Source organism: Achromobacter sp. 1011811831 (assembly GCF_059760905.1).
Genome location: NZ_JCBANG010000072.1, coordinates 1 through 26,376, shown reverse-complemented (window position 1 = coordinate 26,376; position 26,376 = coordinate 1). Strand labels below are relative to the sequence as shown.

General features: G+C 68.0%; 27 protein-coding genes and 1 tRNA gene. 15 read left to right on the top strand and 13 right to left on the bottom strand.

Going from position 1 to position 26,376, the window contains the following annotated elements; all coding sequences use genetic code 11:
• Positions 1–161: 161 nt before the first annotated feature.
• Both glyA and purU read left to right on the top strand, forming a co-directional pair.
• A complete protein-coding gene (gene glyA / locus AC6LJ9_RS22855) occupies positions 162–1,433 on the top strand; it encodes a serine hydroxymethyltransferase (RefSeq protein ID WP_498149320.1) in 1,272 nt (423 codons plus the stop codon).
• Positions 1,434–1,457: 24 nt separating this feature from the next.
• The gene (gene purU, locus AC6LJ9_RS22850) at positions 1,458–2,339 is read left to right on the top strand and encodes a formyltetrahydrofolate deformylase (RefSeq protein WP_498149319.1); all 882 of its coding nucleotides are present in this window, start codon (positions 1,458–1,460) and stop codon (positions 2,337–2,339) included.
• Positions 2,340–2,443: 104 nt separating this feature from the next.
• Here purU and AC6LJ9_RS22845 read toward each other — a convergent pair whose 3' ends face one another.
• The 3 genes from AC6LJ9_RS22845 to AC6LJ9_RS22835 are packed head-to-tail and all read right to left on the bottom strand — an operon-like array spanning position 2,444 to position 5,440.
• The gene (locus tag AC6LJ9_RS22845; protein WP_498149318.1) at positions 2,444–2,968 is read right to left on the bottom strand and encodes a DUF5943 domain-containing protein; all 525 of its coding nucleotides are present in this window, start codon (positions 2,966–2,968) and stop codon (positions 2,444–2,446) included.
• Positions 2,969–2,991: 23 nt separating this feature from the next.
• Positions 2,992–3,963, bottom strand: coding sequence for a dipeptidase (locus AC6LJ9_RS22840; RefSeq protein WP_498149317.1), 972 nt, complete (start codon positions 3,961–3,963; stop codon positions 2,992–2,994).
• Positions 3,964–4,021: 58 nt separating this feature from the next.
• The gene (locus AC6LJ9_RS22835) at positions 4,022–5,440 is read right to left on the bottom strand and encodes an MFS transporter (protein WP_498149316.1); all 1,419 of its coding nucleotides are present in this window, start codon (positions 5,438–5,440) and stop codon (positions 4,022–4,024) included.
• 460 nt (positions 5,441–5,900) lie between these two features.
• Between AC6LJ9_RS22835 and AC6LJ9_RS22830 the strand changes: the two genes are divergently transcribed.
• A complete protein-coding gene (locus tag AC6LJ9_RS22830) occupies positions 5,901–6,788 on the top strand; it encodes a LysR family transcriptional regulator (RefSeq protein ID WP_498149315.1) in 888 nt (295 codons plus the stop codon).
• 76 nt (positions 6,789–6,864) lie between these two features.
• Here AC6LJ9_RS22830 and AC6LJ9_RS22825 read toward each other — a convergent pair whose 3' ends face one another.
• Complete coding sequence (locus AC6LJ9_RS22825) at positions 6,865–7,305, bottom strand: GNAT family N-acetyltransferase (RefSeq protein ID WP_498149314.1); 441 nt, start codon at positions 7,303–7,305, stop codon at positions 6,865–6,867.
• A 251-nt stretch (positions 7,306–7,556) separates the two neighbouring features.
• Between AC6LJ9_RS22825 and AC6LJ9_RS22820 the strand changes: the two genes are divergently transcribed.
• From AC6LJ9_RS22820 to AC6LJ9_RS22795, 6 genes are all read left to right on the top strand, one after another.
• Positions 7,557–8,447 carry a DMT family transporter gene (locus tag AC6LJ9_RS22820; RefSeq protein WP_498149313.1) on the top strand — a complete coding sequence of 297 codons (891 nt, stop codon included), beginning with the start codon at positions 7,557–7,559 and terminating at the stop codon, positions 8,445–8,447.
• 69 nt (positions 8,448–8,516) lie between these two features.
• Positions 8,517–9,461, top strand: a complete 945-nt coding sequence (locus AC6LJ9_RS22815) for an AEC family transporter (RefSeq protein WP_498149312.1) — start codon at positions 8,517–8,519, stop codon at positions 9,459–9,461.
• Between the two features lie 22 nt (positions 9,462–9,483).
• Positions 9,484–10,764 (top strand): arsenic transporter, encoded by a 1,281-nt coding sequence (locus tag AC6LJ9_RS22810; RefSeq protein WP_498149311.1) that lies wholly within the window; start codon positions 9,484–9,486, stop codon positions 10,762–10,764.
• A gap of 114 nt (positions 10,765–10,878) precedes the next feature.
• Complete coding sequence (locus AC6LJ9_RS22805; RefSeq protein ID WP_498149310.1) at positions 10,879–11,673, top strand: hypothetical protein; 795 nt, start codon at positions 10,879–10,881, stop codon at positions 11,671–11,673.
• A gap of 295 nt (positions 11,674–11,968) precedes the next feature.
• Positions 11,969–13,192 carry a YeeE/YedE family protein gene (locus tag AC6LJ9_RS22800; RefSeq protein ID WP_498149309.1) on the top strand — a complete coding sequence of 408 codons (1,224 nt, stop codon included), beginning with the start codon at positions 11,969–11,971 and terminating at the stop codon, positions 13,190–13,192.
• Positions 13,193–13,390: 198 nt separating this feature from the next.
• Positions 13,391–15,049 carry an FMN-binding glutamate synthase family protein gene (locus AC6LJ9_RS22795; RefSeq protein WP_498149308.1) on the top strand — a complete coding sequence of 553 codons (1,659 nt, stop codon included), beginning with the start codon at positions 13,391–13,393 and terminating at the stop codon, positions 15,047–15,049.
• A 93-nt stretch (positions 15,050–15,142) separates the two neighbouring features.
• Here AC6LJ9_RS22795 and AC6LJ9_RS22790 read toward each other — a convergent pair whose 3' ends face one another.
• Complete coding sequence (locus AC6LJ9_RS22790) at positions 15,143–15,478, bottom strand: ElaB/YgaM/YqjD family protein (protein ID WP_103273545.1); 336 nt, start codon at positions 15,476–15,478, stop codon at positions 15,143–15,145.
• Positions 15,479–15,802: 324 nt separating this feature from the next.
• On the opposite strand from AC6LJ9_RS22790, the gene egtD reads away from it, so the two are divergent.
• The 3 genes from egtD (at position 15,803) to AC6LJ9_RS22775 (ending at position 18,393) form a co-directional block, all read left to right on the top strand.
• On the top strand, positions 15,803–16,771 hold the full coding sequence (gene egtD, locus AC6LJ9_RS22785) for an L-histidine N(alpha)-methyltransferase (protein WP_498149307.1): 969 nt from the start codon (positions 15,803–15,805) through the stop codon (positions 16,769–16,771).
• A 44-nt stretch (positions 16,772–16,815) separates the two neighbouring features.
• Positions 16,816–18,117, top strand: a complete 1,302-nt coding sequence (egtB, locus tag AC6LJ9_RS22780) for an ergothioneine biosynthesis protein EgtB (protein ID WP_498149306.1) — start codon at positions 16,816–16,818, stop codon at positions 18,115–18,117.
• Between the two features lie 199 nt (positions 18,118–18,316).
• A tRNA-Met gene (locus AC6LJ9_RS22775) sits at positions 18,317–18,393 on the top strand.
• 350 nt (positions 18,394–18,743) lie between these two features.
• Here AC6LJ9_RS22775 and AC6LJ9_RS22770 read toward each other — a convergent pair.
• Positions 18,744–19,142 carry a hypothetical protein gene (locus tag AC6LJ9_RS22770; protein ID WP_498149305.1) on the bottom strand — a complete coding sequence of 133 codons (399 nt, stop codon included), beginning with the start codon at positions 19,140–19,142 and terminating at the stop codon, positions 18,744–18,746.
• 148 nt (positions 19,143–19,290) lie between these two features.
• Here AC6LJ9_RS22770 and AC6LJ9_RS22765 point away from each other — a divergent pair, with 148 nt between their 5' ends.
• Complete coding sequence (locus AC6LJ9_RS22765) at positions 19,291–19,479, top strand: hypothetical protein (RefSeq protein WP_498149304.1); 189 nt, start codon at positions 19,291–19,293, stop codon at positions 19,477–19,479.
• Positions 19,480–19,507: 28 nt separating this feature from the next.
• Here AC6LJ9_RS22765 and yddG read toward each other — a convergent pair whose 3' ends face one another.
• The 6 genes from yddG to AC6LJ9_RS22735 form a co-directional block, all read right to left on the bottom strand.
• On the bottom strand, positions 19,508–20,416 hold the full coding sequence (gene yddG / locus AC6LJ9_RS22760; RefSeq protein ID WP_498149328.1) for an aromatic amino acid DMT transporter YddG: 909 nt from the start codon (positions 20,414–20,416) through the stop codon (positions 19,508–19,510).
• Positions 20,417–20,543: 127 nt separating this feature from the next.
• Positions 20,544–22,118 (bottom strand): diguanylate cyclase, encoded by a 1,575-nt coding sequence (locus AC6LJ9_RS22755; RefSeq protein ID WP_498149303.1) that lies wholly within the window; start codon positions 22,116–22,118, stop codon positions 20,544–20,546.
• Positions 22,119–22,539: 421 nt separating this feature from the next.
• Positions 22,540–22,809 (bottom strand): hypothetical protein, encoded by a 270-nt coding sequence (locus AC6LJ9_RS22750; RefSeq protein WP_498149302.1) that lies wholly within the window; start codon positions 22,807–22,809, stop codon positions 22,540–22,542.
• Positions 22,810–22,881: 72 nt separating this feature from the next.
• On the bottom strand, positions 22,882–23,673 hold the full coding sequence (locus AC6LJ9_RS22745; protein ID WP_498149301.1) for a hypothetical protein: 792 nt from the start codon (positions 23,671–23,673) through the stop codon (positions 22,882–22,884).
• Positions 23,642–24,157, bottom strand: coding sequence for a hypothetical protein (locus AC6LJ9_RS22740; protein WP_498149300.1), 516 nt, complete (start codon positions 24,155–24,157; stop codon positions 23,642–23,644). Before AC6LJ9_RS22740 ends, AC6LJ9_RS22745 begins: the two co-directional genes overlap by 32 nt.
• Positions 24,147–24,404 (bottom strand): hypothetical protein, encoded by a 258-nt coding sequence (locus AC6LJ9_RS22735; protein WP_233772391.1) that lies wholly within the window; start codon positions 24,402–24,404, stop codon positions 24,147–24,149. The genes AC6LJ9_RS22740 and AC6LJ9_RS22735 overlap by 11 nt, the downstream gene beginning before the upstream one ends.
• Here AC6LJ9_RS22735 and AC6LJ9_RS22730 point away from each other — a divergent pair.
• Both AC6LJ9_RS22730 and AC6LJ9_RS22725 read left to right on the top strand, forming a co-directional pair.
• Positions 24,394–24,627, top strand: a complete 234-nt coding sequence (locus tag AC6LJ9_RS22730) for a hypothetical protein (RefSeq protein WP_498149299.1) — start codon at positions 24,394–24,396, stop codon at positions 24,625–24,627. The genes AC6LJ9_RS22735 and AC6LJ9_RS22730 overlap by 11 nt on opposite strands.
• 160 nt (positions 24,628–24,787) lie before the next feature.
• Positions 24,788–25,810, top strand: a complete 1,023-nt coding sequence (locus AC6LJ9_RS22725; RefSeq protein WP_498149298.1) for a tyrosine-type recombinase/integrase — start codon at positions 24,788–24,790, stop codon at positions 25,808–25,810.
• Between the two features lie 58 nt (positions 25,811–25,868).
• On the opposite strand, the gene AC6LJ9_RS22720 is transcribed toward AC6LJ9_RS22725, so the two are convergent.
• On the bottom strand, positions 25,869–26,225 hold the full coding sequence (locus AC6LJ9_RS22720) for a phage tail protein (RefSeq protein ID WP_498149297.1): 357 nt from the start codon (positions 26,223–26,225) through the stop codon (positions 25,869–25,871).
• Between the last annotated feature and the right edge of the window lie 151 nt (positions 26,226–26,376).

Below are 26,376 nucleotides of genomic sequence, written 5' to 3'. Positions count from 1 at the left end.
GCCAGGGGCAGCTCGCGGCTGGCGTGAATATGCCGCCGCCGAGGCGGTTCCGTTCTAGTCGCGCGCCGGGCCGTGGTGCTGTACTGCGTCCAGTCCGCCGCATCGCGCGACGACAGCGCCCGCGGTCCCTTTCCCCTCACTTCCCAGCAAGGAACGGTCCCATGTTCTCGACCCGCATGAACATAGAAGATTTCGATCCGGCGCTGTGGGCGGCGATGCGCGCCGAAACCCGCCGCCAGGAAGACCACATCGAACTGATCGCCTCCGAGAACTACGCCAGCCCGCGCGTGCTGCAGGCGCAGGGATCGGCGCTGACGAACAAGTATGCGGAAGGCTATCCCGGCAAGCGCTACTACGGCGGCTGCGAGCATGTGGACGAGGTGGAGCGGCTGGCCATCGAGCGCGCCTGCGCGCTGTTCGGCGCCGACTGGGCCAACGTGCAGCCGCACTCCGGCTCGCAGGCCAACGCCGCGGTCTACCAGGCCCTGCTGACACCCGGCGACACGGTGGCGGGCATGAGCCTGGCGCATGGCGGCCACCTGACGCACGGGGCCAAGGTGAATTTCTCGGGCAAGCTCTACCAGGCCGTGCAGTACGGCGTCGACGCCAAGGGCCTGATCGACTATGACGCGCTGTTCCGGCTGACGCAGGAGCATCGCCCGCGCATGCTGGTGGCCGGTTTTTCCGCCTATTCGCGCCACCTGGATTTCCCCCGGCTGCGCGCGATCGCCGACAGCGTCGGCGCCTGGCTGTTCGTCGACATCGCGCACGTGGCCGGCCTGGTCGCGGCCGGGCTGTACCCCAATCCGGTGCCTTACGCGGACATCGTCACCACCACCACGCACAAGACGCTCCGGGGTCCGCGCGGCGGTCTCATCATGGGCCGCGCCAACCCGGACATCGAAAAGAAGATCGCCTCGATGGTGTTCCCCGGCATCCAGGGCGGCCCCCTGATGCACGTGATCGCGGCCAAGGCCGTGGCGTTCAAGGAGGCGCAGCAGGCGGATTTCGCCGGCTACCAGCGCCAGGTGCTGGCGAACGCCCGCGCCATGGCCGCCGCGTTCCAGGACCGGGGCTACAAGATCGTGTCCGGCGGCACCGACAACCACCTGCTGCTGGTGGACCTGACGGGCAAGTCCCTGACCGGCAAGGACGCCGACGCGGCCCTGGGCCAGGCCGGCATCACCGTCAACAAGAATGCCGTCCCGAACGATCCGCAGCCGCCCTTCGTCACCAGCGGCATCCGCATCGGCACGCCAGCGGTGACGTCGCGCGGCTTTGGCGAGGCCGAAGTCCGCGACGTGGCGGACTGGATCTGCGATGTGCTCGACGACCATCAGAATCCCGCCGTCATCGCCACGGTCGCGGACGAGGTGCAGGCGCTGTGCCGCCGCTACCCCGTGTACGGCGCGCCCGCCCAGGACGCCGCCTGATTCGCCACCCAGAAGACCTCCGCCATGCACGCCCAGGACGCCCATACCCCTCCCGCCCGCCCATTCTGCCTGACCCTGACCTGCCCCAGCGAACCGGGACAGGTCGCCGCCGTGGTCGGGTTCCTGGACCGGCGCGGCGGCTATGTCGATGAACTGGCTGTGTTCGACGACAAGAGCAAGCAGCGCTTCTTCCTGCGCTGCATCTTCCACGGCGTGGCGGCGCAGCCCCTGGAACTGGATGCCTTGAAGCGTGATTTCGCCCACATCGCGGCGCGCTTCGACATGTCCTGGCAGGTGTACGACCTGACGCGGCGGCCCAGGGTGGTCATCATGGTGTCGAAGCTGGACCACTGCCTGGCGGACCTGCTGTTCCGCTGGCGCATGGACGAGCTGTGCATGGACATCGCCGCCATCGTGTCCAACCATCCGGACCTGCGCCCCCTGGCGCGGGAACATGCGATCGCCTTCCACCACCTGCCCGTCACGCCGCAGACCAAGCCCGAGCAGGAGTCCCGGCTGCTGCGGCTGGTGGAGGACAGCGGCGTGGACCTGGTGGTGCTGGCGCGCTACATGCAGGTGCTGTCGCCCGACGCCACGGCGCGGCTGGCGGGCCGGGCCATCAACATCCACCATTCGTTCCTGCCCGGCTTCAAGGGCGCGCGCCCCTATCACCAGGCCTTCGAGCGCGGCGTCAAGCTGATCGGGGCCACCGCGCATTTCGTGACCGAGGACCTGGACGAAGGCCCCATCATCGAACAGATGGTGGATCGCGTGGACCACAGCCACGACCCCGCGCAGCTGCTCGCCGCCGGACGCGACATGGAATGCGTGGCGCTGGCGCGGGCCGTGCGCCTGTATCTCGAACGCCGCGTCTTCATCAACGGCAACCGGACGGTGGTGCTGTAGCCGGCGGCCGGCCTCAAGGTCGCCGCCGGCCCTTGCGTTGGCGCGACGGCCCGGCATGGCGCCCGCGCCCATGACACGGACCGGACCCGCTCTTGCCGCCCCGCTCACATGGACCGGACTTCGAACACGCAAGCGTGATCCGGCCCATGCTCGCCCGCGCACACGGCCTCGTGGCAGCGGGCGCGCAGCGTGGCGCCCGCATCGAGCGACACCCAATCCATGGCGCCGGCGAACCAGCCCGCGAACATATGGCAGCGCTTGCCCTGTCCTGCGTGCGCCTGGAGCACGAAGGCGGAATGGCGCAGCTCGATGTCGGCCGTGGCCCGGTCCGGATCGATGCCGGCGATGGAGAACCGCCCCCAGCCTCGCTGCGAGATCCGGGTCAGATAGTGGGCGAAGACATCGACCCCGCGTATGCCGTGCTGCCTGGCTTCGCGGTCACACCAGTAGTACGCCGACCTGTGGCCCGCCGTGTACAGAATGGCGGCATAGGCCTCGCGTCCCAGCGCCTGCTCCACCGCCTCGTGGTTGTTGACCAGGAAGTGGCGCGGCACATAGAGCATGGGCAAGGCGTCGGTGGTCCAGACGCCGGTCTTCTCGTCGACGTCGATGGGAACTTGCGGATTCATGTCTGTCTCCGGAATGAACGGGATCAGGCCGCCCAGGCTTCGCCGAACACGCGCAGCCAGTTGGCGCCGATGACCTTCTCGATGCGCGATTCGGGCCAGCCCGCGCGCGCCATGGCGTCGGTCAGGTTGGGGAAGTCGCCGATGGTGCGAAAGCCATCCGGGTTCAGGATGGGACCGAAGTCCGTGAGCCTGCGGTAGCGCCCCTTGTCATGCGTGATCCAGTCGAAGAAGCCCTTGTCGTAGCCCTGGGTGAAGTCCGTGCCCACGCCCACGCAGTCCTCGCCGACCCGGTCGATGGTGTAGCCGATGGCTTCCACATAGTCGTCCACCGTCGCCTCGACCCCGCGCCGCAGGAAGGGCGGGAACATGGTGACGCCGACGAAGCCGCCGTGGTCGGCGATGAAGCGCAGCTCGTCGTCGGACTTGTTGCGCGGATGCTCCTTCAGGCCCAGCGGCGCGCAGTGCGAATAGCAGACCGGCCGGGTGGAAGCCAGGATCGCCTCGCGCGAGGTCCGGCCGCCGACATGGGACAGGTCCACCATGATGCCGACGCGGTTCATTTCCTGGATCAGCTCCTGCCCATAGCCCGACAGGCCGCCGTCGCGCTCATAGCAGCCGGTGCCCACCAGGTTCTGGGTGTTGTAGCAAAGCTGGATCACGCGCACGCCCATGTCGGCGAAGGCCTCGACATGGCCCAGGTGATCCTCGCAGGCATGGGCGTTCTGGAAACTCAGGATGACGCCGACCTTGCCCTCGCGCTTGGCCCGCAGGATGTCGGCGGGCGTGCGCACCAGGATCGCCAGGTCCTGGCTGTCGCGGATCAGCGCCTTCATGTCGGCGATATTGGCGACCGTGTCCTGGAATCCTTCCCAGACCGAGACCGTGCAGCTGGCCGCGCTGAGCCCGCCGCGCCGCATGTCCTCGAAGATCGAGCGGTCCCACTTGGCGATGATCAGGCCGTCGATGACGATGCTGCGTTGATGTAGCGCGTTCATATGCGGTGCGTCTTGGTGTGCTGCGTTCATGTGCGGTGTGTGCATGCATGCTCCTTGCTCAGCGCGTGCGCGGCAGGCTCACCGCCCGCGCGGACGGTTCGGGCTGGCGCGCCGACAGTTCTTCCAGCGAGATGCCGCGCGTCTCCACGCCCAGCACGTAGACCAGCAACGCTGCGACGAAGAAGCAGCCCGCCCCGACCGTGAACACGCCGCCCTGCCCCCAGTTGGGCAGCACCACGCCCACCAGGTACGGGCCCAGCAGCGACCCCACCCGCCCCACGGCCGACGCGAAGCCCGATCCGGTCGCGCGCGCGCCGGTCGAATACAGTTCCGGCGTGTAGGCGTACAGCACCGCCCACATGCCGAACAGGAAGAACTGCATGACCAGGCCGGAGATGATCAGCGGCGTCTCGCTGCCCGCCAGGATGGCGGTCTGGCCGTAGGCGAACACGGCCAGCGCGCCGCCCAGCAGCGCGGCGATGCAGGTGGGCTTGCGCCCCCATTTCTCGACCAGCCAGGCGGCGCAGAGAAAGCCCGGAATGCCGCCCAGCGAAATCAGCACCGTGTACATCACGGACTTGGTCACGGCGAAGCCGGCCTGCTGCAGCAGCGCCCCCAGCCAGGTGGTCAATCCGTAGAAGCCCAGCAGGGCGAAGAACCACAGGCCCCACACCATGATGGTGCGGCCGCGGTACTGCGCCGAGAACAGCAACGCCAGCGCGCCGCGCTTTTCCTGCGGGGCGACGTGGATCTCGACCGGCTCTGGCAGCGTCCGCACGCCCAGGCTCTTGCTGACCTTGGCCTCGATGTCGCTCAAGACGCGCTCGGCCTCGTCGTGGCGGCCGGCGTGCTCCAGCCAGCGCGGCGATTCCGGCACGTAGCGCCGCACCACCAGCAGGAAGGCGGCCGGAATCGCCAGCACCACGAAGACGGTGCGCCAGTCCGCCACGGACAGCAGGTAGTAGGCGATCAGGCCGGCGGTGATGAAGCCCAGCGGCCAGAAGCCGTCCATCAGGGCAATGTAGCGGCCGCGCTGGCGGGTGGGCGTGAACTCGGACAGGATGGTCTGGGCGATGGGAAATTCCATGCCCATGCCCAGGCCCAGCAGCACGCGGTAGAAGATCAGTTCCTGGGCGCTGGCGGCGGTGGAGCACAGGTAGCTGGCCACGCCCCAGATGATCATGCTCACCTGGAACACCGGCTTGCGGCCGAACCGGTCGGCCAGCAGCCCGGACAGCGCCGCGCCGGCCGCCATGCCCAGGAAGCTGGCGCTGGCCAGCAGCCCCGCCTGCGCGGTGCTCAGGCCGAACTCCTGCTTGATGGAGCCCAGCACGAAGGTCATCATGCCCAGGTCGATGGAATCGAAGAAGAAGGCGCCCGCGATGATGATGAAGATGACGCGGTGGTAGCCGCTGATCGGCAGGCGTTCAAGACGTGCGGCGGCGCTGTAGGCCGCAGTGCTGCGCTGCTGGCTCATGTTTTCCCCTGAATATGCGATATGCCCGCGGGGATCGCGACGCGTCGCCGGATGAACGACACGGCCGCCAGGGAGGGCCTTTCTGCGCGCTGCCGCCCTCCTTGCCCGCGAGACCGCGCATGTCGGGATGCGCGGTGAAAGCAAGGCTAAACGCCGTCATGCGCGCCGTAAAATCGCATATTCTGATGGGGGGTATAACGCCGCCTTGTTCCCGGTCGGCGCGCGGATCCGCTAGTGAGCTGTCCCGTAGGTACGTCCGCATGACGAAATTCATCCATAGACGTCAGGGCTAGGCGCAAACCGCAGTGATACCCGTAGGTATCACGAGGATTTGCAACGACGCCATGGCGGCTAGGGGTGGATTTCGTGCGGGCGTATCTGCGGGACAGCACACTAGTGTGGAGCCTGCACAACCCCGCGCGGCGTCCGCCCGCAGATCGCGCTCAGGAAGACTCGGCCCATGGACATCAAGCACTTGCGCACCTTCGTCACCGTGGCCCGGCTGGGCAGCATCACGAAGACCGCCGAGGCCCTGCACCTGACGCAGCCCGCCGTCAGCGGGCAGATCAAGAGCCTGGAAGAGGCGCTGGACGTGAAGCTGCTGCTGCGCACGCCGACGGCCCTGACGCTGACGGGCGCCGGACAGGATCTCAAGCTGCGCGCGGAAAAGGTGATCGACGCCTTCGGCGAATTCGTCAACGCGGCCAAGTCGCGGCGCGGCGCCGTGGCCGGGCAGCTGCGCATCGGGCTGGCGATGTACGACCCGGCCGTGATGCGCGTCGGCGCGCTGATGCACCGGCTCGCGCGCGACTACCCCGGCCTGCGGGTCGACCTGCAGGTCGGGCGGATCAGCTGGTTCTACGACGCGCTGCGCATCGCGGAAATCGACGCGGCCATCTCGGTCTGCCGCAACAGCCTGCCCGGCATCGCCGAAGTGCCCTTGAAGCACATGGTGTTCGAACTGGTCATGCCGGCCTCCTGGGACGCGCCTGCCGATCCCGACCCGGACGCGCTGCTCGCGCTGCCCTGGATCCGGATGAGTCCGCGCAGCGCCCACTTCGACATGATGCGCGAGATACAGCAGCAGATCGGCGCGCCACGGCTCGAAGTGATGGAAGCCGACCACGAAGCCGTCATCCACGCGCTGGTGGCGGCGGGCGTGGGCATCGGCCTGCTGCGCCAGGAACTGGCCGAAATGGGCGAGGCGCGGGGCGAACTGAAGCGCTTGCGGACCTGTACCGCGACGGCGCGCCTGTCCTTCATCTATGCCGTCGAGCGGCAGTCCGACCCGGCCATGGCCGCGGTGGTCAGCGCGCTGCGCGCCACCTGGGGCCTGCCGGACGCCTGACCCGGCCCACAGGGCCGAGGCAGCCCGTCTCGCGGCAGGCTCGGGGCCGCCACCAGGCCACCAGGCCGCTAGCCCGCTAGGCCAGCGTGCGCGTCATCACCACATGGGCAATGCCGGCTTCCATGAATTCCTCGCCTTCCACCTGGAACCCGTGCGCTTCGTAGAAGCCGGCGGCGTGCGTCTGCGCGTGCAGCACCAGCATGCGGTGCCCGTCGCCGTGCCCCTGGCCGATCAGCGCGTCCAGGATCAGCCCGCCCACGCCCAGGCCGCGCGCGCGCTTGCGCACGGCCATGCGACCGATGTGGCCGTCGGGCAACAGGCGCCCGGTACCCACCGCCGTGCCGTCCGTGTCGTAGGCCACCGCGTGCACCGATACCGCGTCGTCGTCGTCGAGCTCGACCTCCACCGGCACGCGCTGCTCGACCACGAAGACCTCGTGGCGCACGCCGGTCGCATCCTCGCGCAGGCGGTCCCAGGTTCCCAAAGTGATGCGTATGCTTGATGTCGCGGTATTCATGCGTGTTTCCTTGCTGCCTGGGCTGATCATGGTTTCCATGCCAAGGACGGCCGCCATCGGGAAAATGCTCCAGCGCGCGGGACCGCCTTGCCAGTCATATTCTCTCAAATGAACCGGGAGAAAACAGCGACCTGGCGCAATGGATCGACAGGAAACAACAGATCGGCGGAAAACCGCTAATAGATGCAATTGCAACTATCCAGCCAAATGGGCGTACCATCGTGGCTTGCTTTCGCCACGAACCGGACACCATGCCCACCCCTGCTCCGCTTTGGTTGAAATCCGCGCCCCTCATGTTCCTGCTGCTGTGGTCCAGCGGCTTCGTCGTCTTGAAGATCGGCCTGGCCTATGCCGACCCGCTGACCTTCCTGGCGCTGCGCTATGCCTGCGTCGTCGCGCTGCTGGCGCCGCTGCTGCTGGCGCTGCGTCCGCCCATGCCGGCCAGCCCGCGCGCGTGGACGCACTTGGCCATGGTGGGACTGCTGCTGCAGGCCGGCTACTTCGGCTTCACCTACCTGGCGCTGGCGCACGGCATCTCGGCCGGCGGCGTGGCCCTGATCACCTCGCTGCAACCCATCCTGGTCGGCCTGCTGGCCCCGGCCATCGCCCGCGAGCGCGTCGACGCGCGGCGCTGGGCAGGGCTGACGCTGGGCGTGCTGGGCGCGGGGCTGGTGATCGTGGCCAAGGCGTCGGTGGACCTGCAATCGGCGGCGGGACTGGCCTACGCGGTGGCGGCGCTGCTGTGCATCACCGGCGGCACGCTGTATGAAAAGCGCTACGGCACGGACACCCATCCGGTGGTCTCGAACCTGACGCAGTATTCGGTGGGCCTGCTGGTGACGGCCCCGCTGGCGTTCTGGCTGGAGCCCATGCGGGTGGAATGGACCGGGGCGCTGTTCGGCTCGCTGGCCTATCTGGTGGTGGGCAACTCGCTGGTGGCCATCTCGCTGCTGCTGGCCATGCTGCGGCACGGCGAGGCCTCGCGCGTATCCGCGCTGTTCTTCCTGGTGCCGCCCTGCTCGGCCGTGATCGCGTATGCGGCGCTGGACGAGGCCATTCCGGCGCTGGCCTGGCCGGGCATGGCGCTGGCGGCGCTGGGCATCCTGCTGGTGACGCGGGCACGGCCGGCGGCCGCCACGTAGCACGGACACGGCCGCCAGCGGCCAAGTAGAATGGGCGGCTTCGCGCCGCCCCGCCTACGTCCGCCCCCAATGAACGCCGTCATCACCGCCGCCCTGCCGGTTTTCGCGCTGATCCTGACCGGCTGGCTGGCGGCTCGCTGGAACCTCCTGGGCAGCGGCGCCACCGACGCGCTCAACCGCTACGTGGTCTATCTGTCGCTGCCGGCGCTGTTGTTCCGCGCCATGACCCAGGTCGACCTGGCCGCCATGGCGCACTGGGGCTACGTCGGCGCCTTCGCCGGCGGCATCGCCATCACCTTCGTCGTCGGTTTCGCCGGCCGGCGCGGCGCGCGGCGCGCGCTGACCGACCGCAGCATCGAAGGCCTGGCCGCCTCCTACGCCAACGCGGGGTACATGGGCATTCCGCTGTGCGTGGCCCTGTTCGGCGCGGAAAGCCTGGCGCCGGCGGCGTTTGCCACCTTGTTGACGGCCAGCGTGCTGTTCGGCTGCGCCATCGCCCTGATCGAGCTGGACCGCCAGCAGGCGCCCGGCCTGGGCGCCACCCTGCTCAAGGTCGGCCAGGCGCTGATGCGCAACCCGCTGCTGGCCGCGCCCGTGGCCGGCCTGGCCTGGGCCGCCACCGGCATCGCGCTGCCCGAAGGGCTGGACCGCTACGTGACGCTGCTGGGCGCCTCGGCCAGCCCTTGCGCGCTGGTGGCCATCGGCCTGTTCCTGGCGCAGACCGAGACGGCCAGCCCCGGCCCCGGCGTGCTGCGGCTGGTGCTGGGCAAGCTGCTGCTGCAGCCGGCCGCCACGGCGGCCCTGGCCTTCCTGGTGTTCGACATGCCGCCGCTGTGGGCCTGGACCGCCGTGCTGATGAGCGCGCTGCCCATCGGCACCGGCCCCTTCATGCTGGCGCGCCTGTACGGGCGCGACGCCCGCCTGACCTCGCGCGCCATCCTCGTTTCTACCCTGGCCTCGGTGCTCACCATCAGCCTGCTGGTGGCCTGGATCAGCGCCCATCCCCTCAACTGACTCCCTCGTTGAAAGCCCCGCCATGCTGCTTGCCGCCGCGATCTTCATCCTGACCATCACCCTCGTCATCTGGCAGCCGCGCGGCCTGTCCATCGGCTGGAGCGCGCTGATCGGCGCCGCCCTGGCGCTGGCCACCGGCGTGGTGCAGCCCGGCGACATCCCCGACGTCTGGCGCATCGTCTGGAACGCCACCGCGACCTTCATCGCCATCATCATCACCAGCCTGATCCTGGACGAAGCCGGCTTCTTCGAATGGTCGGCGCTGCACGTGGCGCGCTGGGGCGGCGGCCGCGGACGGCTGCTGTTCGTGCTGATCGTGCTGCTGGGCGCCGTGGTCTCGGCGCTGTTCGCCAACGATGGCGCGGCGCTGATCCTGACGCCCATCGTCATGGAGATGCTGCTGGCGCTGGGCTTCGGCCCCGGCGCCTCGCTGGCCTTCGTCATGGCCGCCGGCTTCATCGCCGACACCGGCAGCATCGCGCTGATCGTCTCCAACCTGGTCAACATCGTGTCGGCGGACTTCTTCGGCATCGGCTTCGGCGAGTACGCCTCGGTGATGGTGCCGGTGAACCTGATGGCGGTGGCGTCCACGCTGGCGGTGCTGTTGCTGTTCTTCCGCAAGAGCATTCCGCCGCGCTACGACGTCAGCCAGCTGCCCGCCCCCGCCTCGGCGGTGCGCGACCCGGTCACGTTCCGCGCCGGCTGGGTCGTGCTGGCGCTGCTGCTGGCGGGCTTCTTCGTCCTGGAACCGCTGGGCATCCCGGTCAGCGCCATCGCGGCCGCCGGCGCGCTGGGCCTGCTGCTGATCGCCGGCCGCCAGCACATCGTCGGCACGCGGCGCGTCATGCGCGGGGCGCCCTGGCACATCGTGGTGTTCTCGCTGGGCATGTACCTGGTGGTGTACGGCCTGCGCAACGCCGGCCTGACCGCCTATCTGACCCAGGTGCTGGAACGCTGCGCGGAATACGGCGTGTGGGGCGCGGCGATGGGCACCGGACTGGCGACGGCCTTCCTGTCATCGGTCATGAACAACCTGCCCACCGTGCTGGTCGGCGCGCTGTCCATCGCCGACACCAGCGCCGTGGGCCCGGTGAAGGACGCCATGATCTACGCCAACGTGATCGGCAGCGACCTGGGGCCCAAGATCACCCCGATCGGCAGCCTGGCCACCCTGCTGTGGCTGCACGTGCTGGCGCGCAAGGGCCTGCGCATCACCTGGGGCTACTACTTCCGCGTCGGCCTGGTGCTGACGCTGCCGGTGCTGCTGCTGACGCTGGCGGCGCTGGCCTGGCGCCTGCAGTAGGCGCCAGCCCATCCCGACGTGGCCGGCGGAGGGCCGGTCGCGCCGTCACGCATGACCCACCACAGTGCTAGCATCGCGCATCCGCCCCCGCCATCGCCCGCAACAGGAGCCGCCATGCAGGAAACCCTCGTCGACTACCGCGAAACCTACAGCTTCCGGCCCGTGGACAGCTTCAGCGCCAGCCGGCTGTCGGACGCGCCTACGCTGGAACAGGTCCTGCAGGTGGCCGAGCGCCTGCGCGCCGCCGAGCCGCAATACCGCTACCTGTGCACGCTCGACGATGTGAACCAGAGCTGCTACACCAGCGGCCACGCCCTGGAAGACGAGCGCCTGACCTTCGATTACGACTACGACGACCTGGACCTGGACGATCCCGAGTCCGTGCGCGCCTATGAGTCGCGCCGGCTGGCGCACGTGGTGGCCCGGCTTCAGGATCCGCAGCTGCAACAGGCCTGGGAATCGCTGCCCGGCACGCTCTACGCCAGCGCCGACGACATCGCCGCGCTGGCCGCGATGAACCGGGATCCCCAGCGCGTGCTGGACCAGGTCGTCTATGTGCAGCGCGTGCCCGTGCCGCAAGACAATCTGCTGATCGCCGGCATGGTCAACGGCTATTTTTCCGCCGACTGGGACGTGTTCCAGAACCACGCCATCATCCGTCGCATGGAAGCGCGGCACGGCTACCGCTTTTTCGGCATCGGCGCGGCCTGGCTGGGCTTCATCCGCCCGCAAGCGCCCGGCGCCGACGAGGCGCAGCGGCTGGTAGCGGACCTGACCGAGCTGTATCACGTTCAGGGCGACGCGCAGGACGAGGCCGCGCCAGCCTGGCGCGAGCTGGCCCAGGCCGTGCAGGCCAGCAAGGTGCTGCTGCTGGGCTATGCCGAGGATTTCGCGGAGATCCTGGCGTAGCGGCGGAGGGGAAAGGGATGGGACGCCGACGGGCGATGGCGGGCCAGCCCAGGGCGCAGGGTCGCCCGCCATATGCGCTCTCCTCCACTTCTTATTACTCATGGCTATTTATCAAGCACGGATTTGTGGTTTGAGATATTTACGCCAGCGCGTAGACTGACGTCCTTTCCACGGGTGCGCTGACGCGCCCGTTTTTCGTGGCCCTGCGCGACGGACCAGCGCCGCCTCCGGACGCACGAGCGCCGCCCCAGGCGCGGCCACGTTCTGCTTTCCGCTTTTTCTCCGGGACTCATCCATGAGCGCCAACGCCTCCACCCTGCCCCTGCCCTCGGCCCTGCCGCCCATCCGCGCCAACCGCGCCCCCCTGTGGATCGCGCTGCTGCTGGTAGCCGCGGGCGCCGTCTATCTCAACCAGAGCGTCAGCTGGCGCCAGGGCGCGCTATGGATCGTCGGCGCGCTGCTGGGCGTGGCGCTGTATCACGCGTCCTTCGGCTTCACCCAGGCCTGGCGCGTATTCGTCTCCGACCGCCGCGGCGCCGGCCTGCGCGCGCAGATGTTCATGCTGGGCCTGGGCGTGCTGCTGTTCTTCCCCGTGCTGTCGCAAGGCTCGCTGTTCGGCCAGCCCGTGGCCGGCTTCGTCTCGCCGCCGGGCGTGTCGGTGCTGCTGGGCGCTTTCCTGTTCGGCATCGGCATGCAGCTGGGCGGCGGCTGCGCCTCGGGCACGCTGTTCGCGGTCGGCGGCGGCAATACCCGCATGGTGGTCACGCTGCTGTTCTTCATCGTCGGCTCGGTCATCGCCACGGCCAACTTCGGCTGGTGGTCGACGCTGCCGGCGCTGGCCCCGACCTCGCTGGTCAAGAGCTGGGGCCTGGCGCCCGCGCTGATCGCCAACCTGGCCGTCTTCGCGCTGATCGCCTGGGCCGCCACCGCACTGGAAAAGCGCCGCCACGGCCATGTGATCTCCTTCGCCTCGCGCACCGCGCGGCCGGGTTCGCTGCTGCAAGGCCCCTGGCCGCTGATCTGGGGCGGCGTGGCGCTGGTCGCGCTGAACTTCGCCACCCTGGCGCTGGCCGGCCGCCCCTGGGGCGTGACCTCGGCCTTCGCGCTGTGGGGCGCCAAGACGCTGGACGCGCTGGGCAGCGACGTGGCCACCTGGACCTACTGGAGCAAGCAGACCTCGCTGGCCGCGCCGCTGCGCCAGGACGTGACCACGGTCATGGACCTGGGCCTGATGCTGGGCGCGCTGGCCGCGGCCAGCGCCGCCGGCAAGTTCGCGCCGGTCTGGAAAGTGCCGGCGCGCTCGCTGGCTGGCGCCGTCATCGGCGGCCTGCTGCTGGGTTACGGCTCGCGCCTGGCCTTCGGCTGCAACATCGGCGCCTACTTCAGCGGCATCCTGTCGGGCAGCCTGCACGCCTGGCTCTGGCTGCCGGCTGCCTTCCTGGGCAGCGCGCTGGGCGTGCGCCTGCGTCCGCTGTTCGGCCTGGCCGTGGAAAAGACGCCGCCGGCGTCGAGCTGCTGACGCGCGGTCCCCAAGCCCCCTGTTACAGGGGGCTTTTTCATTGGGGCGCCGCTTCAAGAGCGACCGCCCGGCCGGCTCCGCGACGCGCGACCCGCCCCCGAGCAAACCCCAATCGCGGGATACTCTTTCCACGCGGCGGGACAACGTCGCCGCCGCGCTGGTGTATGGTTAGCTCCACCCCGAATCCCGGAGATGGACATGCGCTGGATCGCCGGCCGTTACACGGCCTTTCTGTTGACTTTGCTGGGCACTGCCGCGACGGCCGTCCTTTCCTATATGGCCTCGCCCTGGTGGCTGTGCGCCGCCGTGCCGCTGGCGCTGCTGGCCGCGCTGGGCGTCTACGACCTGATCCAGACGCGCCACGCCATCCGCCGCAACTACCCGGTGCTGGGCAACCTGCGCTTCCTGTTCGAGTTCATCCGCCCTGAGATCCGCCAGTACTTCCTGGAAGACGACACGCAGGCCGCGCCCTTCTCGCGCGCACAGCGTTCCATCGTCTACCAGCGCGCCAAGCGCGAGATCGACAAGCGTCCCTTTGGCACGCAGGAAGACGTCTACGGCGACCGCTATGAGTGGATCAATCATTCCATGTCGCCCTCGCACATCGAGGACACCGATTTCCGCGTCACCGTCGGCGGGCCGGACTGCAAGCAGCCGTATTCGATGTCGGCCTTCAACGTGTCCGCCATGAGCTTCGGCGCGCTGTCGGCCAATGCCATCCTGGCGTTGAACGAAGGCGCGCGTCAGGGCGATTTCGCCCACGACACGGGCGAAGGCGGCATCAGCCGCTATCACCGGCAGCCGGGCGGCGGCCTGGTGTGGAACATCGGCTCGGGCTACTTCGGCTGCCGCGACGAGCACGGCGCGTTCTCCGAGGAAGCCTTCGTCAAGAACGCCTGTACGCCGCAGGTGAAGATGATCGAGATCAAGCTGTCGCAGGGCGCCAAGCCCGGCCACGGCGGCATCCTGCCGGCCGGCAAGGTCACGCCCGAGATCGCCGAGGCGCGCGGGGTCGCGCCGTGGCAGGACTGCAACTCGCCCGCCACCCATTCGGCCTTCGACACGCCCATCGGCCTGATGAAGTTCGTGGCGCGGCTGCGCGAGCTGTCCGGCGGCAAGCCGGTGGGCTTCAAGTTCTGCGTGGGCCATCCGTGGGAATGGTTCGCCATCGTCAAGGCCATGCTCGAAACCGGCATCACGCCGGACTTCATCGTGGTGGACGGCGCCGAGGGCGGCACGGGCGCGGCCCCGGTCGAGTTCGTCGACCACGTCGGCACGCCGCTGCGCGAAGCGCTGCGCCTGGTCCACAACACGCTGATCGGCGTGAACCTGCGCGACCGCATCAAGCTGGGCGCGTCGGGCAAGATCATCACCGCCTTCGACATGGCGCGCGTCATGGCGATGGGCGCGGACTGGTGCAACTCGGCGCGCGGCTTCATGTTCGCCATCGGCTGTATCCAGGCCCAGGCCTGCCACACCGGCAAATGCCCCACCGGCGTCACCACGCAGGACCCGCTGCGCCAGCGTGCGCTGGTCGTGCCCGACAAGGCGCAGCGCGTGGCCAACTTCCACCGCAACACGCTGCACGCGCTGGCCGAGCTGCTGGCGGCCGCGGGCCTGACGCATCCGGGCCAGCTGCGCCCGCATCACATCGCGCGGCGCATTTCCTCCAGCGAGATCCGGCTGCTGTCGGCGCTGTTCCCGGAACTGGCGCCCGGCGAATTGCTGCGCGGCGAGTTCCGCCACCAGGTCTTCCAGACCGGCTGGGCCATGGCGCAGGCAAACTCGTTCCAGCCCACGCACGACCTCACGACGGCGCTGGCCCGCAAGCACGAATTGCAGGCAGTGCCAAGCTGAATCCGCCCGCCGCCGGCGCCGCAAGGCGGCAGGCGCTCCTGCGGCGGACGTACTACGGCAGACGTCCCACTGCGGGACGCCCGCCACGACCGTTCAGCGCCGGCCGCCCGACGCCAGGCAGCATCCCAGCAGCACCCCCACCAGCGCGGCCACGCCCGCCGATTTCCAGGCGTGCTCGTGCACGACCTCATCCGCGTAGACCGAAGCGCGGCGGGCGCGCTGGCGGGCCGCCGTTTCCCACTCTCCCGCCGATTCGCGGGCCTCGGCCAACTGGCGCTTGAGCCGCTCGCGCGCGGCCTCGATCTCCGAGCCGGTATAAGAGGCCGTCGAGCGCAGCAGGTCTTCCGTGCCGGCCAGCAGTTCCTGGAAACTGTCGCTCACGCGGGCGCGGTGCAGGGCAATCTCAGCGCGTTGGGACTTTCTGTTCATGGTCGCTCCTTGTTCTGGTTCGTCGGATGCGCAGACCGGCGTCCGGCGGCTGCGCGCCTGGCGCCCGGACTTCGCCGGGGGCCTGCGGCCCCGGTCCACGCTTACATTGTGACCAGCGGACGCCGATCCCGCCCGAGCGTTGGCAACCAGCCGTAAACCGATATTTCACGGCCACGTCCTGGGGCGCCCTCAAGGCGCGCGCATATCCGATTTGGTAAAAGTCCATTGCATTCAGGGACTTGGCGCTTGACACCCGGCCCCGGGGGGCCGCGACAATGGGCGTTCCGCGCTGCGCTTCAGCGGCCTCTACCAGGAGCCGGACGCATGCTTACCCCTTCCGCACGATTGGCGGCCGCGCCGCCGCTGTCGCCACCGCCGGGCTGGAGCGCCGAGCGGCTGGAACTGCATCACGGGCTGCTGGACCGCCCGGCGCACATCGACCCCAAGTACCTCTACGACGCGCTCGGCTCGTCGCTGTTCGCCGCCATCACGCAGCTGCCCGAGTACTACCCGACGCGCTGCGAGGCCGAAATCCATGCCGCGCACGGCGCCGCCATCGCGCGCCACGCCGGCGCCGTGGACACGCTGCTGGACCTGGGCGCGGGCGACTGCGCCAAGGCCGAGCGCCTGTTCCCCGTCCTGCGGCCGCGCCGCTACGTGCCCATCGACATTTCCACCGATTACCTGGAAAGCGCCGCGCGCCGCCTGCGCCCGGCCTATCCCGAGCTGCGGGTGACGCCGCTGGGACAGGATTTCTCGCAGGGCCTGTCCCTGCCCGCCGACATTCCGTCCGCACGGCGCCTGTTCTTCTATCCCGGTTCCAGCATCGGCAACCTCAATCCCGATGACGCGCTGGCCATGTTGCGGCATGTGCGCGGGCTCTGTCCGGACGGCGGCCTGCTGATCGGCGTGGACCGCGTCAAGCCGCGCGAGGTGCTGGAGCCCGCCTACGACGATGCGCTGCAACTGACGGCGGCCTTCAACCTGAACCTGTTGCGGCACGTGAATGCGCTGCTGGCCAGCGATTTCCAGGTCGGGGACTGGCGCCATGTCGCCCTGTTCAATGCCGAGCGCTCGCGCATCGAAATGCACCTGGAGGCGCGCCGCGCCTTGCGCGTGCGCTGGCCGGGCGGCGAACGCGCCTTCCAGGCCGGCGAACGCATCCACACGGAAAACTCATACAAATTCACGCCCGACGCCTTCCAGGGGCTGCTGGAACGCGCCGGCTACCGCGACGTGCGCCATTGGTCGGACACACGCGGCTGGTTTTCCGTCTTCCTCGCCCGCGCCTGAGGCCGGCTGGCCTCGGCCCCATCAACGCCCCCAGGAGGATACGCATGGACTCTGCCTGCCTGCTGACCCGCCCCGGAACCAGCGGTCCGGCCGGCCTGCCCGGCCGCTACGACGCCGTGCGCGCGGCCACGACGGCCCTGGCCGCCCCGCTCAGCCCCGAAGACTGCCAGGCGCAATCCATGCCGGACTGCAGCCCCGTCAAATGGCATCTCGCGCACACCACCTGGTTCTTCGAGACCTTCCTGCTGAGCCGCCATGCGCCGGGCTATCGCGCCTTCCACCCCAGCTACCGCATGCTGTTCAACTCCTACTACAACGCCATCGGCGCACGCCATCCGAGACCACAGCGCGGCTTGCTCACGCGCCCGGACCTGGCCGAGATACTGCGCTACCGCGAGCATGTGGACGAAGCCATGCACGCGCTGATCACCCGCCAGGCCGGCGACGCGGCATTCGACGCCCTGCTGGAACTGGGGCTCAACCACGAGCAGCAGCACCAGGAACTGATCCTCACCGACATCAAGCACCTGCTCCACGCCAACCCGCTCAGGCCGGCCTATGCTGCCAACGGCGCGCCCGCCCTGCCGCCCGCCACGCCGGCCGGCTGGACCGAATACGCGGGCGGCGTGACCCGCATCGGCCATGACGGCAACGGCTTCGCCTTCGACAATGAAGGCCCGGCCCATGACACGCTGCTGGGTCGCTTCCACCTGGCCAACCGACTGGTGACCCAGCACGAATACCTGGCCTTCATCCGCGACGGCGGCTATTCACGGCCGGAACTGTGGCTGTCGCAGGGATGGGACCGCGTCTGCGCGGAGGGCTGGCGCGCGCCGCTCTACTGGAAAGGCGAGCGCGACGACTGGCAGGTCTTCACATTGCACGGCATGCAGGAACCGGAGCTGCAAGCGCCCGTCACGCACGTGAGCTACTTCGAAGCCGACGCCTACGCCCGCTGGGCGCGGGTCCGGCTGCCACGTGAATCCGAATGGGAGTCGGCCGCGCGCCGACAGCCGGACGGCGGTCCTGGCGCGCACGCCAACATGCTGGAAAGCGGCCACCTGGATACGCGGCCCGCGCCCGCCCGGCCAGGCTGGTCAGGCCCGGCCCAGCTTTACGGCGACGCCTGGGAGTGGACCAGCAGCGCCTACGAGGCCTATCCCGGCTTCCGGCCGGACGACGGCGCGGTGGGAGAATACAACGGCAAATTCATGTGCAATCAATACGTGCTGCGCGGTGGCTCCTGCGTGACCCCGCGCAGCCACATCCGGGCCAGCTACCGCAATTTCTTCCCGCCCGAGGCGCGCTGGCAGTTTTCCGGGATACGGCTGGCGCGGGACGCCTGAGGCCGGCCTGGATTCGACACGCACCGCCCCCCGCGGACCTGAGGCCTTGGGCCTGGGGAGGGAATCAGGTTGGCATCCATGCCGATTTCTTTCCGGGCTATTGCACGGACAAATTTTTTCGTGCTAGAATTTCGTTCTTCGTTGCTGACGCAGCAACCCGGCGTGAAAACGCCAGGCCAAGTGAAAAAGCAAACGAGATGGCGCATTAGCTCAGCCGGTTAGAGCGACGGAATCATAATCCGCAGGTCCCCTGTTCGAATCAGGGATGCGCCACCAAGGAATACCAAGGCCCGCAAGCAATTGCGGGCCTTTTGCTTTTGGCTCACCGATGCCGCAGTGACCGCGGCCGGTGCGATGCTTGCCGCCCGCCCCGGCCACGCCGTGGGGTAAGCACAAGTGAAAACGGCGAAGGAATGCCAGGTCGTCGAAATGCGCGGGAAGACTGCTACGCCCCCGGAAGGAGGGCCGCGCCGAGCTGCTGGACCATCGCCAAGAAACGTGACCAAACCCGTGGCCAAACCCGTGGCCAGACCCACGGCGCCAGCGCCCCCAAGGCCGCCAGCGCGCCGATTTCCGAAGCAGCGGCAGAGGTATCGTTCATCACTGCGACGCGAGCCAGGCGGGGTTCAAGCGCGCGCCGGCGGCGGCGCCGCGTCCGACAGATATGCCATCACCGCGGACTTGCCCGCCGAGGACGCCTCGTCCTGGCTGCCATAACGCCGTTCCGAATAATTCGTGCTGTGCACGTTACCGCTGTCGGGATCGAGCAGCGTGATGATCCATGCGAACTCGCCAGGCATCAGCTGCCTGACCTGCAGGGTCGCGCGCGTGCCAGGGCGGAGTTTGTGTGACATGTCGCGAACCGGGTCGACAAGAAGGGAGGAACATCGTAGCGCAAAGTCCCGCGCCTGCGGCCGCTCGAACCGATTGCGCAGCGCGGCGAAATCAAGAAACCCGCGTAAATCCTGGCAGCCAGCAGATCCGCGAGCCGGGATCGCAGATTCAAGCACGCGTTTTTGCTGCAAGCTGCGCGGTCAGGACGCCACAGATCCCGCGTCCTGTCAGTACAACCCCTAAGGCCCCGCCCGCGAAAGCAGGCGCACAATCAAGTCAAACAACAAGACCGCCCAGCGGCATGCCGTAGCCCTTCAATCAGGCGAAGACGGAGACAACATGACTTACATCGCAGTGGCAATGAGCTGTTTGATGGTTGTGGGTATCGTCACGTTGATGGTTCAGACGGTGCAAAGCGCGGGGCCCGAGCCCTGGCTCAAGATTTCGGCGGCGATCGTCAGCGCGCTGTTCGCGTCGCTGCTGGTCATTCCGATCGGCTACGCCGTCGCCCAGACGCTGGTCCGCTAGGCGGCCAGCGCCCTCTCTCCCGTCGCGGCTAGCCTGCCCTTGCAGGCCGGCCGCGCGTCGCCGCCCAGCACAGCAGCGACCCCGCCGTGACCATCAGCACGCCTTGCCAGAAGGCCATGGTCAGCCGCGTGGACAACCACAGCGCGGCAAACAGCGTGGACAGCACCGGCGTGAAATACGAGGCCGTGGCCAGCAGCGTCAGATTGCCCCTGAGCACGCCGATGTTCCACAAGGCATAGCCCGCCGCCATGGCGCTGCCCGCGACCAGCAGCTCCAGCATCGCCGGCCAGGCGAAACGCAGCGTCGCCTCGCCCGCCACCAGGTATTTGACCCACAAGGCCGCCGCCGTCAGCATGAAGAACAGGGCCACGCCGTTCTTGCCGTCGGCATATCGCTTGGTCACATTGCAATAGACGGCCCAGATGATCGCGCCGCAAAAGGCCAGCCCGTAGCTCAAGGGATTGCTCGAGACGTTGGCGATGCTGCGCTCCCACGACAGGCCGGCCGAGCCGCCCACCACCCAGGCGATCCCGCACAGCGACAGCGCGATGCCCGGCACGACCCAGGCGCTGGCGCGCTGGCCGTTGATCAGCATGGCGAAGACCACCGTCAGGCAGGGCCACAGATAGTTGACGATGCCCAGCTCGATGGCCTGCGCGCGATCGGCGGCAAAACCCAGCGACAGCGACAGGCAGATTTCATAGGACACGAACAGCGCACTGCCGACGATGAGATAGCGGCGCGGAAACGCGCCCAGGCGCGGGAACCCCAGCAGCACCAGAAGCAAGGCTGACCCGACCGTATAGATCAGCGCCGCGCCCCCGATCGGGCCGAAGTTCTCGCTAACGCTCCGGATCAGGCCGACGACGGTGCCCCATAACGCCACCGCCGCAAGGCCGGACAAGGTGGCGGCGTTCCGGCTGCCGGCAATTCCCATGACTGATTTCAACTGCGACTTCCTGCTGCGCGCCGCCCGCGGCGGCCGGCTCCCCGAACAGCCGGGGCGCCAAAGCCGGGCAGTTTAACCAATGACCGGCAAGCCTGCCGGGCGCCAGCCCGGCCGCTCACACGTCGGATGCGACCCGACGCTTGCCCAGTCCCTTGGCCTGGTACAGGGCCACATCGGCGCGCTCCAGCAACTGCAACATGGTCGTGCCCGATTGCGGGTAGACGGCGATACCCACGCTGGCCGACACCGCGACCTTGACGTTGGCATAAGGCAGCGACAGGCTTTCCACCAGCGCCTCGGCCACGGCCTGGGCGCTTTCCCGATTGGCCGCCAGCAACAGGACGGCGAACTCGTCGCCGCCCAGCCGCGCCGCCACGTCGGAAACGCGGATGGCATTGGCCATCCGGTCTGCGGCCTCTTTCAGCACGGTGTCGCCGGCGGCGTGCCCGTGCATGTCGTTCACGGCCTTGAAACCGTCCAGGTCGATCGCCAGGATGGCGAATGAAGCGCCGCTGCGTTGCGCCACCGCCAGTTCACGCAGCACCAGTTCACCGAACAGCACACGATTGCACAGGCCGGTCAAGGGGTCGTAGTGCGCCAGGTGCTGGGCGTGTGCCAGCATCCGCGAGGCCTGCTGCAATGCCGATCCCACCTCCACGGCTTCCTTTACATTGGTGCGCGGCAGCTCCACCGGACGCCCTTCCCCCAGCGCCAGCGCCGGCCCGACCAGCCCCTGCACGGCCGAGGTCAGGCGGCTGGCGAGCTTCAAGGCCAGCCACAGGCCCAGGCCAAACGCCGCCAGCGTGCCGAGCGCGATCCAGGCGATCGAACGATAGAGATCCGTGGTGACCAGCGTCATGGGTGCGCCGGCGGCGACGGTCCATCCCGACAAGGCGGAACGGCTGAAGGCCGTGTAGACCGGCGTGCCTTCCTTGGTCAGGGTCTCCAGCGACCCTTCGCTCTCGTCCTGGACGGCGCGCGCCAGCGCCGGCACCGCCTTCTGTCCGACGAACTTGGCCGTGTCGCGCGTGCGCGCGACGATCGTGCCGGAACCGTCCAGCACCGCGGCCACCCAGCCTTCGGGCAAGGAGCGGCGGCCCAGCACATTGCCGATGCGCTCCGGCGACAGGCCCACGTTCAAGCTGTAGATCACATCCTCGCCACGCAGCACCGGCACGCCCAGCGCGATCGTAGGATTGCCGCTGACCGCCCCGGTGAACAAGCCGCTGAGCACCGGCGCGCGCGACTGGAACACGCGATCCAGATCGCGCGGCACCCGGCTCATCGGCAGCGCCGTGCCATACGGAACCTGGGTATTGAGGACCTGCCGGCCCGCCCTGTCTGTCAGCACATAGCTGTCGGCGATCTGGAATCGCACCGCGTCGCGCGCGCGTTGGTGGAACGCGGGCAGGTCGCCCGCCACCAGGTCGGGGGAAGACGCCAGCATCTGCATCCCGGCCTCGACCGCCGTCAACTCGCGATCGAGGATCGCGGTGAGATTGCGGGCCAGGAATATCGTGTCGCGGAATATGCGCTCTTTCTGGATGACGTAGCTCTCGTACACCGCCATCGAGGCCACCACCAGCGCCGGGAAAATACAGGCGAACACCAGCAGCAACAGGCCAGTGCGCATGGAATACCGGCGCGGCGGACGCGCCCGCACCGAGACCAAGCTTTCGCCGTCGGTCATGATCGTCAGAAACCCATGGCACTCGAAACGCGCGGCGCCCTGCGCCGCGCGCGCTGCCCGAACAGCACTCCCCGCCCCATAGCGCCTCCCGATGCCTCGTTCCGGCCGATAAGCGGCGGGAAGAGAAAGTCAGAAATTATTGCAGAACCCCGCAATCACACAATGAGCGCCAGCAACTGTTACCGCCGTGCCGCGTCCGCCTGAACGGATTCAATGCCTTATCGGGCTGAATCGGCTGCAACCCGGCCCGGTCCATGACCAAACAGCATAGGATGAAAACACCGCGTCCCCAATTTAATTCAAAACACAGAGGCGCGCGACCGTTTCATTATGTTCCAGAATTTGCCTTCTTACACCGGGCGGCGTGGCATCGACCTCGGCCGCGGTTCCAAAATAGACCGGCCGGGCATGGTCGCAGTATTCAACGCCGGTCTTCGGGACCGCCGCGCACCCAGCCAGACTTGAGCCGAGCAGCCACGGCATCATCATCGCTGCGAGCCACGTTCTCACGCACATGTTCCACCTCCTTGCGGGCCTGCCCGGCCCTGGCCTGGAGGCGGGCCTCGGCGTCGGCGCGTTCCTGTTCGCGCCCCCGGGCCCGCCCCCTCCAATACACCCCGGCGACGGCGGCCAGGCCCGCCAGCAAGGCCGCCATCCAGCCGAGGCTACGCTTCACCCATGAATCAAGCATGTTCCAGCTCCCCGGTCGCTTGCGCCGCCTGGGCATGCAGCGCGTCCCAGGTCTGGCGATGAGGTTTGCTGGTCACTCTACGAACGCGCTTCCCTTCCTGATGTTGTCTTTCGACCAGAGCGGCTGGAGATTGGTGAAGTGGCACGCCGCCTTGACCTGCTCCGGATCTTCTAGATCGAAACTCGCCAAGGGGCGCACATGGTCGATGTGCCACCCATCGCGCCCCCAATTTCCCCACGTCATCCCGTCTGCGAACTGGCGTTCCAGATGCTCCTTGAGCTCGGCGATAGAGCAACCGAGTTCGCGAACCGCGAGGCCAGAGCGGTGGTTGTTTCTCACTGCCATGTACAACCGACGACGAAGGCATAGACCGAGCTTGAACTGAATGTCTGATTTGTAGCGCTCCGCCCGACGCTTGCGCGCACTCTCTTGTGCCCGCTCGGTATTTCTCTCGTACCAGTTCTTTGCTTTTGCGCGGTTGCTCGCCTTGAAGGCTTCGCACGATTTCACCTTTTGGTAGTTACGCCGAGATCGCACACGACTCGCCTCTTTGAGTTGCTCATCCTCTCGATGAGATTCCCGCCATGCTCTCGCACGCGCTCGCGAAGCTTCAGTAAAGGCTTCTGGATTCGCGGTCTTGATGCGCATGCTCCGCTCTCGCTCTTTCGCCGCCAGGTGTTCTCTATTCTTTTCTCGGTATCGAGCGTTCTTCGACAGCCGTTGATCGCGAGTCTGCTCTTTTCGCTCGGCATAGCGCTCACGCTCCCTTTCTCGTTCTCGCTCCTTGAACGCAGAATCCGCGCGTCGACGCGCCTTATAGTTGCGCATGTATTCATTGCGGGCCTCCTGACTCTTGTGCGGCATCAACAGTCTCCAGTGCTTGTCGATAATTTCTCGGCCACGACGCTGGATGAGGCTTGCCTGGCCGCCAGACGCGAAGGTAGCACTCGAGTGCTGCTTCCGCATCGCCGATCTTGGGCAGCTTGCCCGGATCGCTCCACAGGAGCAGCCGCGCAACGCCAGCGGCGAGAACATCGTCATACTCGATAGCGCCGTAGATCGCGTCCGGATCGAACACCACGCTACGGGCCGCGCATAGCCCCGCCAGGCGGTCTTTTGTCGCGTGGTGCAGGTACACCCCCCACACACCGCCGCGACTTGTACGCGTACCTCGCTCAAACTGCCAGAAGCCGCGTGCCGGGCCGCCGATCTGCCGCCGATGCACGAAACGGCTTTCCTGCAGGCCGATCGCCAGCAGCATGCAGTGCGCCGGCGGCGTGTTCATGGCGGCTGGCAGCAAGGCCAGTGCGGGCCGAACCGCGTCGCGCATCACTTGTTCAAGCGTCATGATTTCCTCCTTTCTCCGTACCCTGCCCCAAGCCCAGCGCCTTGCGCCGGATCTCCACCGCCCAATCGACCAGGTCCTGGTTCTGCAGCTTGGCCGTCAGGCGCAGATAGGCGCCCAGCACCCACCAGGCCGGCAGCCCGGCCAGCAACATGCAGGGCCCCAGCACGTAGAACATGGCCAGCAGCCCGTCCTCGCCCAGGCCCGTGCGTTGCGCCAGCCAATAGGCGGACGAAACGATGTCGGGCATCCAGGCGATCATCCCGATCGCCAACAAAGGCCCGAACAAAAACGAACTCACCACCGTACAGGCGGTGCGCGCCACGAACTCGCGCGAGCTGCGCGGCGGCATCAGCAACATGCCGATCAGCGCCGCCATGGCCGCCGGCATGCCGAACGCCAGCGCAATCTTCAACGCGGCGAACCCGCCCAATCCCGTCGATCCCGGTTCCATATCCTTGCTACTCCTCTGACCACCCCGCATCCCTGTCTCCCGCCCATGACCGGGCGCAGGGAGGCGCCGGCCATGGAAGAAAAAAAACGCGATCCGGGCGAAACTCTCGCCCGCTCGCGTCGCGCGCCCGCCATCGCGGCGCCTACACTCCTGATCCCACTCTGATTTCCGAACCTGCAATGAAGCCCTGGACCCGCCGACAGCCCCGCCGCAAACCCGCGCCCACCCTGGCCGATGCGCTCGATCGCTATCTGGCCGAGGTCTCCGCCACGAAGAAGGGGCACGTATCGGAGCAGTCCATAGCCCGCATCTGGCGGGCGACCAGGCTGGCGATCCGGCCGGTGGACCGGATCCGCAGCTCAGACTTGACCGAGCTGCGCGACGAATGGCTGAAGGACCGCGCGCCGGCCACCGTCGTGCGGCGCATGGCCTTCCTGTCACACGTCTACACGGTGATCCGCAAGGATTGGGGCTTCGACCAGCTGGCGAACCCGGTTCAATTGGTGCGCAGACCGGCGATCGACGATGCCCGCGACCGTCGACTGTTCGACCGCATCACGCTGCGCGGCCTGTCCGACGAACAATGCCCGCGCCAGGAACTGGACTGGATCATCCAGGCCACCCGCTCCAGCGAGCTGCCCACCATCCTGACGGTGGCCCGGGAAACCGGCATGCGCCGCTCGGAAGTAGTAGGCATCCAGCGCGAGCACCTGGACCTGATGCATGGCGTGGTCCACCTGCCCCACACCAAGAACGGCCGCGCGCGCGACGTGCCGCTGACCCCGCTCGCGCGCGAGGCGCTACGCCGCTGGGTCACCGGCAAGCCGATGCGCGGCCGCATCTTCGCGATGCGCCCAGGCTCGGTCACGCGCGCCTTCATCCGCGCGCGGCGCCGCGCCCGCCTGCGCTATGAAGCCCTGTGCCGTCGCCACGGACGGCGTCCCAACACGGCCTATTTCCGCGACTTGCGCTTTCATGACCTGCGGCACGAAGGCACCTCACAGCTGGCCACGGTGTTCCAGATCCACGAGCTGGCCAAGGTCAACGGCAACGTCGACACCCGCATGCTGCTGCGCTACTACCATCCGCATGGACGCGAGCTGGCGCAGAAGCTGGCGCGCAGTCCACTCGGCAAGCGCCAGCTGGAACAGCTGCGCCGCGAACGGCTCGAAGGGATGGACGCTCTTCCGCTCGCCGCCTAGCGCGCAGATCCAGAGTCCGGCGCACGGTCCCAGAAGAGACAGCGCCGCCGGAATACGGTCAGATGCCCGCGCCCTCGGCAGGACGCTGCGGCGCCGTATCGCTCAGCCAGGCGGGCAACGGTCCCCAGCCGGGATAGCGCACGTCGTCAACGCCGCCGCGCAGCTTGATCTTGCTGCCGATCACATAGGACTCACCCGTTTCCGCCACCCATAGCGGCGTGGCGCGATGGTCTTCGACCATCTGCCAGCCATTGCCCGTCCAACGCGGCCAGCGGCCGCCTGCGCCTGTGGGCGGCGCATCGGGATAGGCGCCAAAGGGCACGTTGTAGGCGCCGGGCGACAGGGGAAGATCGTTGGCGACGGTCTCATAGAGAAACAGGCCGTCGTCGTCGGTTTGAAATACGGATTTGTGCATAGTTTTTCCTTTAAATGGGGTTTGCACTGCAAATGCGCGGGCGCTGGGAAGTTATCAAACGGATGCGTTGCAACGGCTCATCGGCAACGTCGCAAATATCCAGTCTGTATTCGCTACCACTGGCGGGGCGTTTTATACGAGCCCGGCAGGA

Excerpts from the sequence above, each read along its gene's own strand:
- AC6LJ9_RS22810 (WP_498149311.1), top strand. The coding sequence starts at position 9,484 with ATGCTGCTTGCCGCCGCGATCTTCATCCTGACCATCACCCTCGTCATC.
- AC6LJ9_RS22795 (WP_498149308.1), top strand. The coding sequence starts at position 13,391 with ATGCGCTGGATCGCCGGCCGTTACACGGCCTTTCTGTTGACTTTGCTG.
- glyA (WP_498149320.1), top strand. The coding sequence starts at position 162 with ATGTTCTCGACCCGCATGAACATAGAAGATTTCGATCCGGCGCTGTGG.
- AC6LJ9_RS22725 (WP_498149298.1), top strand. The coding sequence starts at position 24,788 with ATGAAGCCCTGGACCCGCCGACAGCCCCGCCGCAAACCCGCGCCCACC.
- AC6LJ9_RS22835 (WP_498149316.1), bottom strand. The coding sequence starts at position 5,440 with ATGAGCCAGCAGCGCAGCACTGCGGCCTACAGCGCCGCCGCACGTCTT.
- AC6LJ9_RS22745 (WP_498149301.1), bottom strand. The coding sequence starts at position 23,673 with ATGCCGCACAAGAGTCAGGAGGCCCGCAATGAATACATGCGCAACTAT.
- AC6LJ9_RS22765 (WP_498149304.1), top strand. The coding sequence starts at position 19,291 with ATGACTTACATCGCAGTGGCAATGAGCTGTTTGATGGTTGTGGGTATC.
- AC6LJ9_RS22730 (WP_498149299.1), top strand. The coding sequence starts at position 24,394 with ATGTCGGGCATCCAGGCGATCATCCCGATCGCCAACAAAGGCCCGAAC.
- AC6LJ9_RS22820 (WP_498149313.1), top strand. The coding sequence starts at position 7,557 with ATGCCCACCCCTGCTCCGCTTTGGTTGAAATCCGCGCCCCTCATGTTC.
- purU (WP_498149319.1), top strand. The coding sequence starts at position 1,458 with ATGCACGCCCAGGACGCCCATACCCCTCCCGCCCGCCCATTCTGCCTG.
- AC6LJ9_RS22805 (WP_498149310.1), top strand. The coding sequence starts at position 10,879 with ATGCAGGAAACCCTCGTCGACTACCGCGAAACCTACAGCTTCCGGCCC.
- AC6LJ9_RS22740 (WP_498149300.1), bottom strand. The coding sequence starts at position 24,157 with ATGACGCTTGAACAAGTGATGCGCGACGCGGTTCGGCCCGCACTGGCC.
- egtB (WP_498149306.1), top strand. The coding sequence starts at position 16,816 with ATGGACTCTGCCTGCCTGCTGACCCGCCCCGGAACCAGCGGTCCGGCC.
- yddG (WP_498149328.1), bottom strand. The coding sequence starts at position 20,416 with ATGGGAATTGCCGGCAGCCGGAACGCCGCCACCTTGTCCGGCCTTGCG.
- AC6LJ9_RS22750 (WP_498149302.1), bottom strand. The coding sequence starts at position 22,809 with ATGCTTGATTCATGGGTGAAGCGTAGCCTCGGCTGGATGGCGGCCTTG.
- AC6LJ9_RS22735 (WP_233772391.1), bottom strand. The coding sequence starts at position 24,404 with ATGCCCGACATCGTTTCGTCCGCCTATTGGCTGGCGCAACGCACGGGC.
- AC6LJ9_RS22720 (WP_498149297.1), bottom strand. The coding sequence starts at position 26,225 with ATGCACAAATCCGTATTTCAAACCGACGACGACGGCCTGTTTCTCTAT.
- AC6LJ9_RS22790 (WP_103273545.1), bottom strand. The coding sequence starts at position 15,478 with ATGAACAGAAAGTCCCAACGCGCTGAGATTGCCCTGCACCGCGCCCGC.
- AC6LJ9_RS22845 (WP_498149318.1), bottom strand. The coding sequence starts at position 2,968 with ATGAATCCGCAAGTTCCCATCGACGTCGACGAGAAGACCGGCGTCTGG.
- AC6LJ9_RS22825 (WP_498149314.1), bottom strand. The coding sequence starts at position 7,305 with ATGAATACCGCGACATCAAGCATACGCATCACTTTGGGAACCTGGGAC.
- AC6LJ9_RS22755 (WP_498149303.1), bottom strand. The coding sequence starts at position 22,118 with ATGACCGACGGCGAAAGCTTGGTCTCGGTGCGGGCGCGTCCGCCGCGC.
- egtD (WP_498149307.1), top strand. The coding sequence starts at position 15,803 with ATGCTTACCCCTTCCGCACGATTGGCGGCCGCGCCGCCGCTGTCGCCA.
- AC6LJ9_RS22830 (WP_498149315.1), top strand. The coding sequence starts at position 5,901 with ATGGACATCAAGCACTTGCGCACCTTCGTCACCGTGGCCCGGCTGGGC.
- AC6LJ9_RS22800 (WP_498149309.1), top strand. The coding sequence starts at position 11,969 with ATGAGCGCCAACGCCTCCACCCTGCCCCTGCCCTCGGCCCTGCCGCCC.
- AC6LJ9_RS22815 (WP_498149312.1), top strand. The coding sequence starts at position 8,517 with ATGAACGCCGTCATCACCGCCGCCCTGCCGGTTTTCGCGCTGATCCTG.
- AC6LJ9_RS22840 (WP_498149317.1), bottom strand. The coding sequence starts at position 3,963 with ATGAACGCGCTACATCAACGCAGCATCGTCATCGACGGCCTGATCATC.